This is a genomic window from Nocardia salmonicida NBRC 13393 (assembly GCF_001613085.1).
Classification (GTDB): Bacteria; Actinomycetota; Actinomycetes; order Mycobacteriales; family Mycobacteriaceae; genus Nocardia; species Nocardia salmonicida.
On sequence record NZ_BDBR01000048.1, the window covers coordinates 26,707 to 42,272 of the forward strand.

Annotated in this window: 15 protein-coding genes; 8 read left to right on the forward strand and 7 right to left on the reverse strand. The window is 68.6% G+C overall.

Annotation, left to right across the window (positions count from 1 at the left end; genetic code table 11):
- The first annotated feature begins 13 nt into the window (after positions 1-13).
- A complete protein-coding gene (locus tag NS1_RS32975; RefSeq protein ID WP_062990843.1) occupies positions 14-358 on the forward strand; it encodes a DoxX family protein in 345 nt (114 codons plus the stop codon).
- A 42-nt stretch (positions 359-400) separates the two neighbouring features.
- Here the strand turns inward: NS1_RS32975 and NS1_RS32980 are convergent, their stop codons facing one another.
- Both NS1_RS32980 and NS1_RS32985 read right to left on the reverse strand, forming a co-directional pair.
- Positions 401-1,990: a GMC family oxidoreductase gene (locus tag NS1_RS32980; protein WP_062990845.1), complete on the reverse strand. Its 1,590-nt coding sequence runs from the start codon at positions 1,988-1,990 to the stop codon at positions 401-403.
- A gap of 145 nt (positions 1,991-2,135) precedes the next feature.
- Entirely contained in the window at positions 2,136-3,617 is a 1,482-nt protein-coding gene (locus NS1_RS32985) for an FAD-dependent oxidoreductase (RefSeq protein WP_255284781.1), read from the reverse strand.
- A gap of 180 nt (positions 3,618-3,797) precedes the next feature.
- Between NS1_RS32985 and NS1_RS32990 the strand changes: the two genes are divergently transcribed.
- The gene (locus NS1_RS32990) at positions 3,798-4,289 is read left to right on the forward strand and encodes a glutathione peroxidase (protein WP_062990847.1); all 492 of its coding nucleotides are present in this window, start codon (positions 3,798-3,800) and stop codon (positions 4,287-4,289) included.
- Between the two features lies 1 nt (position 4,290).
- Here NS1_RS32990 and NS1_RS32995 read toward each other — a convergent pair whose 3' ends face one another.
- The 4 genes from NS1_RS32995 to NS1_RS33015 all read right to left on the reverse strand — a co-directional run bounded on the left by NS1_RS32995 (position 4,291) and on the right by NS1_RS33015 (position 8,339).
- Positions 4,291-5,508, reverse strand: coding sequence for a DUF7373 family lipoprotein (locus NS1_RS32995; protein ID WP_157125514.1), 1,218 nt, complete (start codon positions 5,506-5,508; stop codon positions 4,291-4,293).
- Positions 5,484-5,783 (reverse strand): hypothetical protein, encoded by a 300-nt coding sequence (locus NS1_RS33000; RefSeq protein ID WP_169812863.1) that lies wholly within the window; start codon positions 5,781-5,783, stop codon positions 5,484-5,486. The genes NS1_RS32995 and NS1_RS33000 overlap by 25 nt, the downstream gene beginning before the upstream one ends.
- A gap of 394 nt (positions 5,784-6,177) precedes the next feature.
- Positions 6,178-6,867 (reverse strand): serine/threonine-protein kinase, encoded by a 690-nt coding sequence (locus tag NS1_RS41985; protein ID WP_062990855.1) that lies wholly within the window; start codon positions 6,865-6,867, stop codon positions 6,178-6,180.
- A gap of 44 nt (positions 6,868-6,911) precedes the next feature.
- Positions 6,912-8,339 carry an MFS transporter gene (locus NS1_RS33015; protein WP_084504707.1) on the reverse strand — a complete coding sequence of 476 codons (1,428 nt, stop codon included), beginning with the start codon at positions 8,337-8,339 and terminating at the stop codon, positions 6,912-6,914.
- Between the two features lie 176 nt (positions 8,340-8,515).
- On the opposite strand from NS1_RS33015, the gene NS1_RS33020 reads away from it, so the two are divergent.
- Positions 8,516-9,346 (forward strand): SAM-dependent methyltransferase, encoded by an 831-nt coding sequence (locus NS1_RS33020; protein ID WP_062990857.1) that lies wholly within the window; start codon positions 8,516-8,518, stop codon positions 9,344-9,346.
- 75 nt (positions 9,347-9,421) lie between these two features.
- Positions 9,422-10,006 carry a QsdR family transcriptional regulator gene (locus NS1_RS33025; protein WP_255284782.1) on the forward strand — a complete coding sequence of 195 codons (585 nt, stop codon included), beginning with the start codon at positions 9,422-9,424 and terminating at the stop codon, positions 10,004-10,006.
- On the opposite strand, the gene NS1_RS33030 is transcribed toward NS1_RS33025, so the two are convergent.
- Positions 10,003-10,617, reverse strand: coding sequence for a TetR/AcrR family transcriptional regulator (locus tag NS1_RS33030; protein WP_062990861.1), 615 nt, complete (start codon positions 10,615-10,617; stop codon positions 10,003-10,005). The genes NS1_RS33025 and NS1_RS33030 overlap by 4 nt on opposite strands.
- A gap of 56 nt (positions 10,618-10,673) precedes the next feature.
- On the opposite strand from NS1_RS33030, the gene NS1_RS33035 reads away from it, so the two are divergent.
- From NS1_RS33035 to NS1_RS33050, 4 genes are read left to right on the forward strand one after another with little or no spacing between them, the layout of a single operon-like run.
- Positions 10,674-11,837, forward strand: a complete 1,164-nt coding sequence (locus NS1_RS33035) for an acyl-CoA dehydrogenase family protein (RefSeq protein WP_062990863.1) — start codon at positions 10,674-10,676, stop codon at positions 11,835-11,837.
- Between the two features lie 9 nt (positions 11,838-11,846).
- On the forward strand, positions 11,847-12,974 hold the full coding sequence (locus NS1_RS33040; RefSeq protein WP_062990865.1) for an acyl-CoA dehydrogenase family protein: 1,128 nt from the start codon (positions 11,847-11,849) through the stop codon (positions 12,972-12,974).
- Positions 12,974-14,098: an alcohol dehydrogenase catalytic domain-containing protein gene (locus NS1_RS33045; protein WP_062990867.1), complete on the forward strand. Its 1,125-nt coding sequence runs from the start codon at positions 12,974-12,976 to the stop codon at positions 14,096-14,098. The genes NS1_RS33040 and NS1_RS33045 overlap by 1 nt, the downstream gene beginning before the upstream one ends.
- Positions 14,095-15,537, forward strand: coding sequence for an NAD-dependent succinate-semialdehyde dehydrogenase (locus tag NS1_RS33050; RefSeq protein WP_062990869.1), 1,443 nt, complete (start codon positions 14,095-14,097; stop codon positions 15,535-15,537). The genes NS1_RS33045 and NS1_RS33050 overlap by 4 nt, the downstream gene beginning before the upstream one ends.
- The last annotated feature ends 29 nt before the right edge of the window (positions 15,538-15,566 follow it).

Sequence of the window (15,566 nt, forward strand, 5' to 3'; positions counted from 1 at the left end):
AGGACCTGATTCGATGCACACCACCTATGTTGTCGTCACCGTGCTCGCCGCGGTGGCAGCCTTGGCCGCCGCGCTGATCGACGTCGTTCGTGCCGACTGGGTGCGCGAGAACATGCGCCACTACGGCATCGCCCCGTGGACGCTCACGCCGCTGGCCCTGGTCAAGGCGGTGGGTGGGCTCGCTCTGCTCGCCGGCCTGGCCTATCGGCCGCTGGCGGTGGCTGCCGCGGCCGGGCTCGTGCTGTATTTCGTCGCCGCCGAATTCACGGTCGCACGCTCGGGCCGGTATTCGGATCTGGGCTACCCGCTGCCGTATCTGCTGCTCGCGGCCGCTTCGCTGGGCCTCGCGGTGGCATGAGGCACGTGGTGGCGCGCCGTGGCGGGCACGCCACCACCTGGGTCAGGCCTCGGCCAGGATGAAATCCGCGGCCTGTTCGCCGATGAAGATGGCGGGGGCGTTGGTGTGGCCGCGGATGATCAGCGGCATCACCGAGGCGTCGGCGACGCGCAGCCCCTCGACGCCGCGGACCTTGAGGTCCGGGGTGACGACGCTGGCGGCGTCGGTGCCCATCCGGCAGGTACCGATCGGATGGTAGAGGGTGTGCGAGAACTGTTCGATGGTCAGCGCGATGACGGCCTCGAGATCCTCGGGTGCCTCAGGCGGGTAGATCAGCGCGCCGAGCGCGCTCTTGAGCGCGGGCTGCCCGGCGAGTCCGGCGCACACCCGAAGTCCGGTGGTCAGCGCGGCCCGGTCGGCACCGTCGGGATCGGACAGATACCGCGGATCGATCACCGGCTTGGCGGTCGGATCGGCCGAGGCCAGACTGATCTTGCCGCGACTGCGCGGGCGGAGCAGGATCGCACCGAGCACCACACCGTGTTCGGAGGCCTCGACCAGACCCTCGTGATAGAACGGCGCCGGTGCGTAGATCAGCTCCAGATCGGGGTGCTCGAGGTCGGGTTCGCTGCGCACGAAACCGTAGGCTTCACCGACATTGGAAGTGAGCATGCCGCGGTGGCGGACCAGGTAGTTGACCAGCTCGAGCGGCTTCTCCGCGGTGAACAGCGAGTCCGAATCCACGCTGTAGCCCAGCGCCGAGATGAGGTGGTCCTGCAGGTTCGCGCCGACCTCGGGGGAGTGGGCGACCAGCTCGATGCCGTGTTCCTTCAGCTCGTTCTGATCGCCGATGCCCGAAAGCTGCAGCAGTTGAGGACTGTTCACCGCGCCACCACACAGGATGACCTCGCGATTCGCGGTCACGGTGAGTGTCTGCTCGCCGTTGCGGTACTCCACACCGGTGGCCTTGGTGCCCTCGAACAGCACGCGGGTGGCCAGCGACTCGGCCAGCACGGTCAGGTTCGGCCGCTTCATCGCAGGACGCAGGTACCCGTCGGCGGTGCTCCAGCGTCTGCCGTCACGCTGGGTCACCATGGTCTGGGTAAAGCCCTCGGGCGCGGGCCGATTCGCCGATTCCAGGTCGTGGCCCGCCTGGCGCGCGGCCTCGAGGAACGCGTGCGTCGACGCGCGCGGGCTGCGCTGGCGCTGCACGTGCTGCGGTCCCTTGGAACCTTCGTCGGGGAACTGCGCGTCCTGGACGTTCTCGATCTTGCGGAACTGTTCCACCGCGGCGGCGAAGTTCCACTTCTCGCCCGCCAGCAGCCCCCATTCCTCGTAGTCGGCGCGGAAACCGCGTACCCACATCATCGCGTTCATCGACGACGAGCCGCCGAAGGTCTTGCCGCGCGGCCAGTAGATCTGGCGGTCGCCGAGCTCGGCCTGCGGCTCGGTCAGATAGTCCCAATCGCGCTCGCTGCGAAACAGCTTCGAGAACGCGGCCGGAATATGGGCGAATTTGTCGTCGTCGGCCGGACCGGCCTCCAACAGAACGACCGTGGTGCTCGGGTCGGCACTGAGCCGATTCGCGAGCACCGCCCCCGCGGATCCGGAGCCGACGATCACGTAATCCGCGGACGTCCCACCTGCTTGCACTGTCCAACTCCGATCTGCACTGCGTCTGTCGTTCGGCGCGCCTGCTCACGGGCGTGAAAAGACCGCGAGCCCAGCCGGACTCGTCGTCTGGCGTGACGCTGCAAGCAGAGTACTGACAGAAGGCCGATGGTGGGTTGTGCGTCGGTCAGCCCGCTGCGGCGGCTTTGCCCGCGCGACGACCGTAGAAGCTGCCGTCGCCGAGCGAGGCGCCACTGACGTAGCCGTAGGCGCACAGTCCGGAGGTGCAGCGACCCGCCGCGAACAGGCCCTCGATCGGCTCACCGCTCACGTGCAGCACCCGCGAATCCAGGTCGGTGCGCAGCCCGCCGAGGGTGAACCCGGCGGTGAACCCGCGCAGATCGAAGCAGGCGAGCGACCCCGTGATCGGGCGCACCCACTCGGGCTTCTTGCCCAGCACCGGATCGGCGCCGTGCTCGGCGTGCTGGTTGTAGGTGGCGACGGTGGTCTGCAATGTCTGTGCGGGCAGCCCCATCTCGGCCTCGAGTTCGGCGACCGTCTCGGCGACCCACTTCGGCTGGAAGCGGAAGAACGGGGTGGCGCTCTCGGTCGCGAGCGCCTCCTCGAGCGAGGTCTCGTCGATGATCAGGAACGCCTGGTTGTCGTTCTGCAACAGCGTCGCCTGACCGATCCGGCCGGGGTAGGTGTCCTCGGTGACGTAGCGCTGACCGCGTCCGTTGACGAGGATGCCGCGCGCCATCATCTGCGGATCGCCGAAGATGGCCACCTCACTGGCGTCCATGTGCGCGAGTTCGGCGCCGAGCGCTTGGGCCAGCCGGATGCCGATGCCGTCGTGTTCCTCGATGGCCGCACCAGGCCTGCCGCTCAGCCGCGGGGTGTAGCGGTCGATCATCTCGGTGTCGTAGGCGAAGCTGCCGGTCGCCAGCACCACACCGCGCGCGGCCCGCACGGCGACGGGCTTGCCGTAGGTGGTGGCGAGCACGCCGACCACCCGGTCTTGCTCGTCGACGACGAGCCGCCGGATCCGGGTGTCGTACTCGACGTCGATGCCGAGCTCGGCGACGGTGTCGGCCAGCGGCTTCATCAGCATGTAGCCGCCGCTGCGCTCACCGATCTTCTTGCCAGCCAGCTCCGGAACATGGCCGCGCGGAGCGGGTTCGGCGATGTCGAGGAACGGCGCGGAGTTCTCGCCGCCGGAGTACATCAGACCTTCGTCGTGCGGGGGCTCCCAGCCGGGCTCACCCCAGAACGACTCCTTGAACGGCACACCACAGTCGACGAGCCAGTTGTAGTGCTCGACGCTGCCCGCGCAGTAGTCGTTGATCTTGGCCTCGTCGACGCCGGGCCCGAGCGCCGCGGTGAGGAACGCCGCCATGTTCTCCGGGGTGTCGTCGAATCCGAGCGCCTTCTGCAGCGGTGTGCCGCCACCGAGGTAGACGAATCCGCCCGCCAATGCCGCCGCGCCGCCCCAGCCGCCGGTTCGTTCCAGGATGAGCACCTTCGCACCGGCCCGCGCGGCTTCGATCGACGCGCACACGCCCGCGATGCCGAAACCGGCCACCACCACATCGGCCTCGAAATCCCAGTGCGTCACCTCGCTCGCACGCAGCGGGCGGACGGTATCGATCCGATGTGGCTGGTTGCTCACGGGCTTCCTCCGGTGCTCGGGGTGCGGGCGCTACCGCCCGTCCTTGGAATGGTGCCGCCAAAAGCGCGACAAAACAAGAACGTGTTACAGATTCTCCCGCCCAGCGGGATACTTGCGCGCCCCTCGGGCTCCGGTACGGTGGCGATCGAACCTACATAGACGAGATCTGGTGGTGATGTGATGAGCGCGAACATTCGAGACATTGCGGTGCAGACCCTGGCGGGCGAGGACACCACACTGGGTGAGCTGGCGGGCGAGCGGGCAGTGCTGCTGGTCAACGTGGCTTCCAAGTGCGGTCTGACCCCGCAGTACAGCGCCCTGGTGGAGCTGCAGAAGACCTACGGCGAGCGCGGTTTCACCGTGATCGGCTTCCCGAGCAACCAGTTCATGGGCCAGGAGCCGGGCACCGCCGAGGAGATCCAGGAATTCTGCTCGGTCACCTACGGCGTCGACTTCCCGCTGCTGGCCAAGGCTGATGTCAACGGCGACGAGCGGCACCCGCTCTACTCCGCACTGGTCGAGACGGCCGATGCCGAGGGCGCGGCGGGCGATGTGCAGTGGAACTTCGAGAAGTTCCTCGTCGGTCGCGACGGTACGGTCGCAGGCCGGTTCCGCCCCCGCACCACCCCCGATGCCGCCGAGGTCGTCCAGGCGATCGAGGCCCAGCTCTGAACTACTGAGCGTTCGCCAGCAGCGCGTACTGCGCCGCGGCCTGGCGTCGAACCCCCGCGGGTTCGGCGCCGCTGACGAAGGCGCCGTAGCGGCGGTAGCTCACATAGCAGCGGGTCAGCGCCGGCGCGCTGCCCGCCCGGCGCTCCGCACACCGCGCCTGCGGCAAGCCCTCGGGCGCTGCGACAGGGTGCGCGGCCGCGCTGAGTGTGTCCTGCCAGGTGCCGCCGAACGCGATGGCCGCGGCATCGTCACGGAACCGGAACAGCGTGGTGCTGTAGGAATGCGCCACGCTGTCCACCCCACCGCGATCCCAGGCCGCACCGAGCTCGGCGGGTTCGGTGGGGCGGTAGTGTAAGCCGGCGCGCCCGGTCCACGACGCGAACTCGCGCGAGGCGATCGCGATCTGCTGATTGGCCGGACCGGGAATCAGGGTGCGCCGCAACAGATCATCGGGATCGCGGGGCAGGTCGGCGATCCGGTCGGGTGCGGTGGGGGCGAACGTGTCGAGCAGGGGTATCTGGGCGTCGAGGACCGCCGCGACGCGCTTGGCGAGCGCATCGATGTCCGGTGACGGGTGCTGCAGGAACAGGCTCACCACGATCTCGCCGCGGGCGAAGGTCGCCCCGACCGTCTTGATGCCCGGTCGCCAATGCGCGTGTGCGGCAGGGTAACCCGGAATCGGCACCGGCCGGTTGTCCGGGCTGACCCCGAAATCGGTCGCCGCGAGTTCGCGCGCCGCCTCTTCGGCGATCTTCGCGCCGGGAAACCGCAACAGCACGACCCTGGTGATCCGCGCGTCGGTCTCGATCGCGGGTTTCGCCGTGTCGAAGGCCTGGGAGCCCTCGGCGATGTCGAAGCCGACGATCATCCGATGCCGTTCCAGCACACCGAGATTGACAGTGGAGATCGCCGAGGCATCCGAGGCCCGTCGCGGAGTGTCGAGGACGTCGGTGCCCCAGTTATGGGTCAGCGCCGGATCGACCTCGTGCGGAAACACCACCGCCCCCGCCATCCGCAGACCTTCCAGAATCGGGCCGTCCGTAGGCTTTCGGCCGATCTCGATATCGGCGGGCACCGTCGTATAGCTGCCCACGTCGAGGGACCGGACGTCGATCTCGCCGGGCGTGGCGGTGCCGTCGACGGTGCCGCAGCCGACGAGCAGAACCGCGAGTGCGCCCAGAGCCAGTCGCGCGGTCACAGGGGTGCGGTGCTCAACCATTGGTCGATCATCTCCTGATGGGTGTGGCCCTTCCAGTACACCTGGAGCAGCACAGTCGAATACGGCGCGGCATCGAAGCGCACCAGCAGCCATGGTCCGGTGGAGCCGTTGAAACTGTGCACGGTCAGCGGCCTGCCGTACCTCGACCGCAGCTGCTGGGTCGCCCCGGCGGGCAGGGTCGCGACGAACCGCCCGACGGTCTCGGCGTCGGAGTGCGCCATCACCTGCAGCTGCACTGCTTCGCGATCGGTGCAGTCGAACCCCGTGTCCCACACGGCCTGTGGGCTCTTCGTCGCGAAACTGCACCGCAGCCCTCGATACCCCTCGCTGTCGGGACTCGCGGGCAGCAGGTCGGGGAGGCGCTTTCGAAGCCGGTCCGATTGTCCGCACCGACCATTCGGCCGCCCGCGACACCGGCTTCCGCCACTGGTTGCCTGCTCATCGGGGTGATCTGTGGACCTCGATTGTCGGGCCCGAGGACTCCGGCGGAGTCGGTCACCGGACGCGTGGGAGCGAGTCCTGTCGTCAGCGCCGTGGTCGCCGCCGCGACCATCTGCGCGCAACTGGCGAATCGGTGATCGGGATCCTTGGCCAGCGCCCGTGTGAACACCACATCCACCGCGTCGGGCAGACCCGGCACCAGCGCGCTGATCCGCGGCACCGGTTGCATCAAGTGCGCGCCACCAACGCACCCGCGTTGGTGGCGGTATACGGAGGCCGACCCGCGAGCAGGTGAAACAGTGTGCACGCCAACGAATACTGGTCCGATCGCGGGCCCGCGGTGTGTCCGTCCAGTTGTTCGGGCGCCGCGTACCGCAGCGTCGCCACCAGCGTCCCGGTCCGGGTCAGCGCGGTGGACTCATCGATGGCCTTCGCGATCCCGAAATCGGTGAGCAGTACCCGCTCACCGGTGGCACCGGCACTCTCGCTCAGCAGAATATTGGCGGGTTTGACGTCGCGATGCAGCAAACCGGCCGCGTGCGCGCAATCGAGCGCGTCCGCCGTCGCCCGCGCGATCCGCAACGCCCGAACCGGTGCCAAAGCCCCTGTTCGCAGCGCTGATTCGGCATCGCTGCCCGCGACATACTGCATCGCGATCCACAGCCGCCCGTCCTCGCTGCCCCGATCGTGAATCGCCACGATGTTGGGATGATCGAGGCGGCCCGCGAGATCGGCCTCGCGCTGGAACCGTCCACGGAACACCGGATCCGCCGAGAACGAGGAGTGCAGCAGTTTCACCGCCACCAGTCGCGGTAGTCGCGGATGCCGGGCGGCGTAGACGCTGCCCATTCCACCCGACCCGAGCACCCGCTCGATGCGATAACCGGCGACGATGTCACCGGGCTCGAGCTCGTGCATGGTGTCACGCTAGCTCAGGACCGGTGACCACGCGATCGGCACGTTCAGTAGCTGATCCTGCGCACGGCGAGCGCGGCCGAGGCGGCGGCGACGAGCGTGATCGCGACGCCGACCAGATAGACGACGGCGACCGCGTCGGCCGCGGATGACGCGCTCGTTCCGACCGATTCGAAGAACACCGACCCGAGACCCGCGATCCCGACCACGGTTCCCAGCTGCACACTGGTGACGAGAATGCCGCTGGCGTCGGCGGCGAGCGTCACCGGCACCGCGGCCAGCGCCCGTGTCATCAAGGGGCTGAAGGCAAGCCCGTTACCCAGGCCGAACAGGGCGAACGCGATCGATGCCGCCAATCCGACTCCCGCACCGTCGCCCAGCAACCACGCCAGCCAGCCCAGCGAGGCCGCGCTCACCACCAGCCCGAACAGAATCATCCTCGCGTGCAGCCGGGCCGGGACCCGATGCCAGGACAGGCCGACCACCGCGAACGCGGCACCCATCGGCAAGAACTGCGCGCCCGCCCGCAGCGCGCTGTAACCGAGATCGCACTGCATGTGAATGGCGCTCACGAACAGCCACCCGCCGAAGGTCCCCATCACCAGGAGCAGAGTCGCCGCCGTCGCGAGCAGACCGGGCGCGCCGAGCGCCTGCGGCGCGAACAGCGGATCTCGACCTCGCCCGGCGACCGAGCGCTCGACCAGCACGAACACGACCAGCCCCAGCACGCCCGCCCCGAGGCACAGCCACGACCACAGCGGAAATCCGAGCTCTCGCCCGAGCACCAGCGGCACGACCAACAACAGCACGGTGGCCGTCAGCGCTACCAAACCCATCCCGTCGATCGTCCGATCGGTGCGCGCGGCGGTCACCGGGAGCACGCGCGGCGCGAGCACCAGCAGGGCGAGCCCGATCGGCGCATTCACCAGGAACACCCCACGCCAACCAGTGCCGCCCAGGTTCGCGTCGACGATCAACCCGCCCAGAATCTGGCCCGCCAGCAGGCCGCCTGAGACGATCGCCGCATAGATGCTGAGCGCCCTGGCCCGTGCCGCTCCGGTGAACGTGCGCTGGATCAGTGTCATCACCTGTGGTGCCATCGCGGCCGCGCCGATGCCCTGAGCGAATCGGAACACGATGAGCGACTGCGCGTTCCACGCCGACCCGCAGGCGAGTGAGGCCAGGGTGAACACCACCAGACCCGCGATGAAGGTGCGCCGCTGAGTGAACCGGTCACCCAGGCGCGCACCACCGATCAGCAACACCGCGTAGGCGATCACGTAGCCGGCGACGATCAATTGCAGTGCGGCCCCGCTGGTATCGAGGTTCGAGCGAATGGACGGAATGGCGACATTGACGATGGAGCCGTCGAGCACCGTCATGAACTGGCCGGTGAGGATCACGACGAGCACAGCGATCGAACGCCTGCCCGTCACCGAATCGGGCGCCGGAACCGGCTCGAGCATCTGGATCATGCTCTGATGGTGGGACCGGCAGGCGCTGGAGGAATAGGAGCCCACCGATACGGGTACTCCGGGTACCGGCTCCGCGCCCTGGCCGGGCGTGGGCCGGAATAGCTTGTCTGCCAACGCAACCGATGCTCTAGGCTGAAATCGTCTCCCTCGGCTCCGATGCTCGAAAGGCGCTACCGATGTCGCATTCTTCTGCCGCCTACCCCAGCGCTGTTCCGGTCGGGGTCGACACCACCCGCGCGAGTATCGCGCGTGTCTACGACGCCGCGCTCAACGGCAAAGACAACTTCGACGTGGATCGCCAAGTGCTGGACCAGGTTCGCACCGTCGCCCCCCAGGTCAACGATCTGGCCTGGGCCAACCGTGATTTCCTCATCCGCGCCTGCCGTTTCCTGGCCAGGGCGGGCATCGACCAGTTCCTCGATCTCGGATCGGGTCTGCCCACCGCGGAGAACACCCACCAGGTGGTCCAGCGGGTCAACCCCGGATCCAAGGTCGTCTACGTCGACAACGACCCCTCGGTTCTCGTACACGCGCAGGCATTATTGGCGAGCAACAGCCGCACCCGCATCGCCGAAGCCGACATCTTCCGGCCCCTGGACGTTCTCGGTAACCCCACGGTGCGCCGCGAACTCGACTTCACCCGGCCACTGGCCCTGTTCCACATCGGCACCCTGCACCACTACCTGGGCGAGGACGGCCCCGCCCTGATGCAGACCTACATCGACGCCCTGCCCTCGGGTTCGTTCGTGGCGATCGCGCACTTCCACGACCCGGAGACCGCCGAGTACAGCGAGCTCGCCAAGAAGATGGAAGAGAAGTTCATCCACAGCCCGATGGGCAGTGGGCGCTTCCGCACCCGCGACGAAATCCAGGCGATGTTCGGCACTCTAGAGATGATCGAACCCGGCCTCGTCCGCTGCGACGACTGGTGGTCCGACGGTCCCCACCTCACCCCGCTCTCCGCCGTTCGCAACTGCATCGTCGCAGGCGTCGGCCGCAAACCCTAGACGGTCACGCCGATCCGGGCCGGGTCGGCGGAGGGCTGAGATCGGACAGCCGCAGCGCGCCCTATGCTGTCGGGCGTGGCACGCACCGAAGGAACTCGAGCGCCCGGCCGCCCGGCCGGGGCCAGCCGTGACGCTGTGCTCGACGCGGCCGTCGAGGCATTCCTGGCCGGTAAGCGAGTCGACGCGAATGCCATTGCCGCCCAACTGGGTCTGGGCCGCACCAGTATCTACCGGTGGTTCGGCTCCCGGGACGGATTGCTCGGGGCGGCCTTGGCGCGCCAGCTCGAGCGGATGGTCGCCTACGCGGAACGGCGCAGCGCCGCCACCGGCGGGGAACGGCTCGTCGAGATTCTCGACAATGCCATTCACTGGCTGGTCGAGGACGGTTCGCTGCGCACCTACTTCGATCAGGAATCCACGGCGGCGTTGCGCGTGATCACCCGCAGCGACGGGGTGGTGCACCCGGCGGCGGTCTCGATCGTCGAGGGTCTGCTCGAACGTGCCGAGGAGCAGGGCTATCGGCCGCCCATCGATCGCGCCACCCTCGCGTACGCCCTGGTCCGGCTGTGGGAAGCGTTCCTGTACAACGACGCCGTGGCGGGTTTCCAGGGTGACGTGGAGCGGCTGAGCCGCGTCCAGGCTGCCCTGCTGCGGGCCTAGGTGTAGCTGCTCGTCTCCCGCACGCCCGCGCAGTACCACCCGGCGATGGCGTCCAGCGCCGACCGTCGCGGTATCGGTTGCCGTGTGCGGTGCCATTCGTCCGCCGCCGCCAGTGTCGCCCCGACGAGGCCGTAGGCGAGCAGCCGGGTCCGATGCTGACCGACGTCGTCGGGATGCAGATGAGTGGCCAGCGTGGCGACGAATTCGGCCAGGGCCGTGGCGATTCGGGCCTCGACGGCGTGGTCGCCGAGAGCACCGGAATTGAAGACCAGCGTCGGTGTGGAATGCGGGCCGGACTCGACGAGGTCGAACAGGACCTCCACGGTGCGCCACACTCGGTCGAAGTCGGAGCTGGCCGCGTCGCGGACCTCGCTCAGCCGGTCGGTGAGCTCGGCCAGGTACTCCAGAATCACCGCGAGGTAGAGCGCGCTCTTGGTCGAGAAGTACCGGTAGAGAACGGGTTTGGTGACGTCGGCGACCGCGCTCACGGTGTCCATCGTGGTGCCGTGATAGCCGTGCGCGGTGAAGCTCGTCCGTGCGGCCGTGACGAGCCGACCGCGCTGGGTGCTGGGACGGGTGCCGGATCGGGCCGTCGCGAAGGAAGTGCTCATGTGCCGGATCCTGCTTCCATTTGATACACGAGGAACTCTATGTAACATACTGGACCATGCAACTGGCCTTCACCGAGGACGAGCTCGCCTTCCGCGACGAGCTGCGTGCCTTCTTCGACCGTGAGATCCCCGCGGACATCCGCCGGCGGAACCGGCACATGCACGAGCTGAGCAAGAACGACTACGTCAGCACCCAGCGCATCCTCAACAGCGCCGGGCTGGCCGTACCGAACTGGCCCGTCGAATGGGGCGGGCGGGACTGGTCGGCGGTGCAGCACCACATCTGGCATCACGAAATGCAGCTCGCCTCGGTGCCCGAGCCGCTCACCTTCAACGCCAACATGATCGGCCCGGTGCTCGCCGAGTTCGCCTCGCCCGAGCTCAAGCAGCGATTCCTGCCCGCGACGGCGAATCTCGACATCTGGTGGTGCCAGGGCTTCTCCGAGCCCGACGCCGGATCCGATCTGGCCTCGCTGCGCACCGTCGCGGTGCGCGACGGTGACCACTACGTGGTCAACGGGCAGAAGACCTGGACCACCGCCGCTCAGAGCGCGGACTGGATGTTCTGCCTGGTCCGCACCGACCCCACCGCACCGAAGAAGCAGGCGGGCATCTCGATGCTGCTGTTCGCCATGGACACCCCCGGGGTGACGGTGCGGCCGATCGAACTGATCGACGGTGGCTTCGAGGTCAACGAGGTGTTCCTGGAGAACGTGCGCGTCCCGGCCGACCAGCTGGTCGGCCAGGAGAACCAGGGCTGGACCTACGCCAAATTCCTGCTCGGCAACGAACGCACCGGCATCGCCGCGGTCGGGCAGACCAAGGTTCGCCTGGAGTTGGCGAAGGAATACGCCGCCCAGACCAGGCTCGGCACCGGCACGCTCCTCGACGACGCGGCCTTCGCGGCCCGGATCGCCGACCTCGACAACGAGCTGCTGGCACTGGAGCTGGTGCAGCTGAGGGTCGCGGCGAGCTCGAGCGGCGGTGCCCCGAACCCCGTCTCCTCGATTCTCAAACTGCGCGGCACCGAACTACAGCAGGCCGTCACCGAACTGCTCGTCGACATCGCGGGCCCCGCCGCCGTGGCCCGGGTGGGCGAGACCGACGACTGGGCGCGCCGCACGATCGCCGGATACCTCAACTACCGCAAGACCTCCATCTACGGAGGATCGAACGAAGTGCAGCGCACCATCATCGCCTCGACCATCCTCGGACTGTGAGTACTCGCCATGGATTTCACCTTCACCACTGAACAGACCATGCTGCGCGACACCGTGCGCAGCGTGCTCACCCGCCACTACACCCACGAGCGCCGCGCGGAGGTGATCGCCGATGATCCCGGCTGGGATCCGAAGGTGTGGGCGGCCTTCGCCGAGATCGGTCTGCTCGGGCTGACCGTGTCGGCCGAGGACGGCGGCATCGGCGGCGGCCCCATCGAAACCATGCTCGCCCTGGAGGAACTGGGCCGCACCCTGGCGCCGGAACCGGTCTTCGACTGTGCCCTGCTGCCCGCCCTCATGATCGGCCGGGCAGGCACCCCGGACCAGCGCGCGGCCCTGCTGCCCGGCATCGTCGACGGCGAGCAGCTGTTCGCCTTCGCCCAGGCCGAGCCCGGGCTCCGTTGGCCGTACACGCAGGTGGAAACCCTGGCGCTGGACAACGGAAACCAGTGGACGCTGACCGGGCGCAAAAGCCCTGTGTCCTATGGGGATCGGGCCGACCGGCTGATCGTCTCGGCCGTGGTGCCCACCGGCGAGACCGCCCTGTTCCTGGTCGACGCCCGTGACACGGCGGTCGTGCGCACCGCCTACCGCACCTACGACGGGCGCCGCGGCGCCGATATCGAATTGCGTAATGCGCCCGCCGAACTGCTCGGCACCAGCCTCGACGCCAGTGCGGTCATCGACGAAGCCGTGATCACCACCCAAGCCGCACTGGGTGCCGAAGCGGTCGGTGCGATGGCCGAGGCGCTGCGCCTCACCACCGAATATCTGAAGACCCGCAAGCAGTTCGGTGTCGCACTGCGCACCTTCCAGACCCTCACCCACCGAGCCGCGGACATGTACGTCTCGCTGGAACTGGCCCGCAGCATGAGCCTGTACGCGGCGATGTCCCTGGCGGACGGAGTAGTCGACCCGACGGTGGCCTCCCGCGCGAAGCGGCGGATCGACCTCTCGGGCAAACACATCGGCCAACAGGCGATCCAGCTGCACGGCGGCATCGGCATGACCGCCGAATACCCGGTCGGCCACTACACCGCGCGGCTCACCACCATCGAGCACACCCTCGGCGACACCAGCGATCACTTGCGTTACCTGTCGGGTCTGCTGGCCGAGCCCGAGAAGGCGGAGATCTGATGCGCATCCGTGGCGCGGTCCTCGACCACCCCGACCGGCCACGGCCCTTCGCGTCGTCGCGCCCGATCGGGGTCTACGACCTCGAACTCGACGAACCGGGTCCGACCGAGGTGCTGGTCCGCATCGAAGCAGCCGGTGTGTGCCACTCCGATCTCAGTGTGGTCGACGGCAATCGGTTGCGCCCGCTACCCATGCTGCTCGGTCACGAAGCGGCGGGCATCGTGGTGACGATCGGCGAGCAGGTCGACGATCTGGCCGTCGGCGACCGGGTGGTCATGTCGTTTCTGCCGCGTTGCGAGCGCTGCGCGGCGTGCGCCCGCGGCGGGGCGCTGCCCTGCACCGAAGGAACCCGAGCCAACACCGCGGGTGAACTCCTGCACCACCCCGGCAGACTGACCAGGGCCGGACAGCCGGTGCGCCATCACCTCGGCGTCTCCGGATTCGCGACGCACGCCGTGATCGACCAGGCTTCGGTCGTCGCGGTCGGCCCTGATGTGCCGCCGGAGGTGGCGGCACTGTTGGGATGCGCCGTGCTCACCGGCGGTGGCGCCGTACTCAATGTCGCCGACCCGGCGCCCGAGGACGACCTGATGGTGGTCGGGCTCGGTGGTGTGGGAATGGCCGCGCTGCTCACCGCGGCCGCGATCGGCGTGCGGCGCATCGTGGCGGTCGACCGCCTGCCCGCCAAGCTCGAGGCCGCCCGCGACCTCGGCGCCACCGAAACCTACACACCCGAACAGGTTGCGGCGCAAGAAATTCGAGCGCGCTACGTGATCGAGTGCGCCGGTCACCCTGCCGCTTTCGAAACCGCCTTTCTGGCCACCGCTGCCGGTGGAACCACCGTCACGGTCGGCCTGCCCGCCCCGTCGGCCACCGTGACGCTGTCACCGCTGATGTTCACCGCGGAGGCCCGCACCGTGGTCGGAAGCTACCTCGGCTCGGCCGTACCGGCGCGCGACATCCCTCGCTACGAGCAGATGTGGCGGGCAGGTCGGCTGCCGGTCGAGAAACTGATCTCCGCCCGCATCGGACTCGACGACCTCAACGAGGCGATGGATCAGCTCGCCGACGGCGCTGCTGTGCGCCAGGTGATCGTCTTCGCACCGGAAAGGCGCACACGATGAAATCCACTCTTTCCGACCTCCCGGTCGCCCAGTTCCTCGGCGGCCACTGGGTGGACAGCACGACGACGATGCCCGTGCGCAACCCCGCCACCGGTGCGCAGATCGCGACCGTCGCCGACGGCGACGACGTGACAGCCCTGGCCGCGTTGGACGCCGCGGCCGGCGCGCAGCAGGACTGGGCGGCCACCGATGCGCGCCGGCGCAGCGACATCCTCCTGCGCGCGTTCCGCCTGCTCCATGCCGACGCCGAGCGGATCGCGCGCACGATCACCCTGGAAGTGGGCAAGCCGCTCGCCGAGGCACGCGGCGAAGTCGCCTACGGCGCCGAGTTCCTGCGCTGGTTCGCCGAGGAGACCACCCGCGGCAGCGGTGCCTACTTCCCGGCACCGAGCGGCGGCCGCCGCACCGCTGTCCGGAAACAGCCGGTCGGCCCGGTCTACGCGATCACACCGTGGAATTTCCCCCTGGCCATGGTCACCCGCAAGGTGGCCCCCGCGCTCGCCGCGGGCTGCACCGTCGTGCTCAAGCCCGCGCCCCAGACCCCGCTCACCGCACTGGAATTCATGCGGATCCTAGTCGAAGCAGGACTGCCACCGGGAGTCGTCAACTGTGTGACGACCTCGCGCGCGCCGCTGGTGTCGGCGCCGATTCTGGCCGACCGGCGGCTACGCAAGATCACCTTCACCGGCTCCACCGCCGTCGGCCGCACCCTGCTCGGACAAGCCGCGCAAGGAGTCCTGCGGGCCTCGATGGAACTCGGCGGCAACGCGCCCTTCGTCGTGCTGGAGTCCGCCGATCTGGACAAGGCCGTCGACGGCGCGGTGCTCGCCAAACTGCGCAACGCCGGACAGACCTGCGTCGCCGCCGACCGCTTCCTGGTTCACGACTCGTTGGCAGCGGAGTTCACCGAACGATTCCGCACCGCCGTCGCCGCGCTGCCGGTGGGCGAGGGCCTCGACGAATCCACCCGCATCGGACCCGTGATCGACGACGCGGCGGTGCGGCGGATCACCGCGCTCATCGAGGAAGCGGTCAGCCAGGGCGCACACCTGCACACCGTCGGCGCCGAGATCGACGGATCCGGGCACTTCCTCCGACCCGCGGTCCTGACCGACGTCGACACCCGGACCCGCCTGTGGAATTCGGAGGTATTCGGCCCCGTCACCGCGATCCGCACCTTCACCGACCCGGCGGAGGCACTGCACCTGGCCAACGACACCGACTCCGGCTTGGCCGGTTACGTGTTCGGTGAAAACTTCGGCGACACCCTCGATTTCGCCGAGGCACTCCAGACCGGCATGGTCGGCGTCAACACCGGCGCGATCTCCGACCCGGCCGCACCCTTCGGCGGGATGAAGTCCTCCGGGCTGGGCCGAGAAGGCGGCAGCACCGGGCTGGAGGAATACCAGGAGGTGCAGTACCTGGCCATCGCCCGCTGACGACCGGCGCCCACGCCGATCCGGGTACC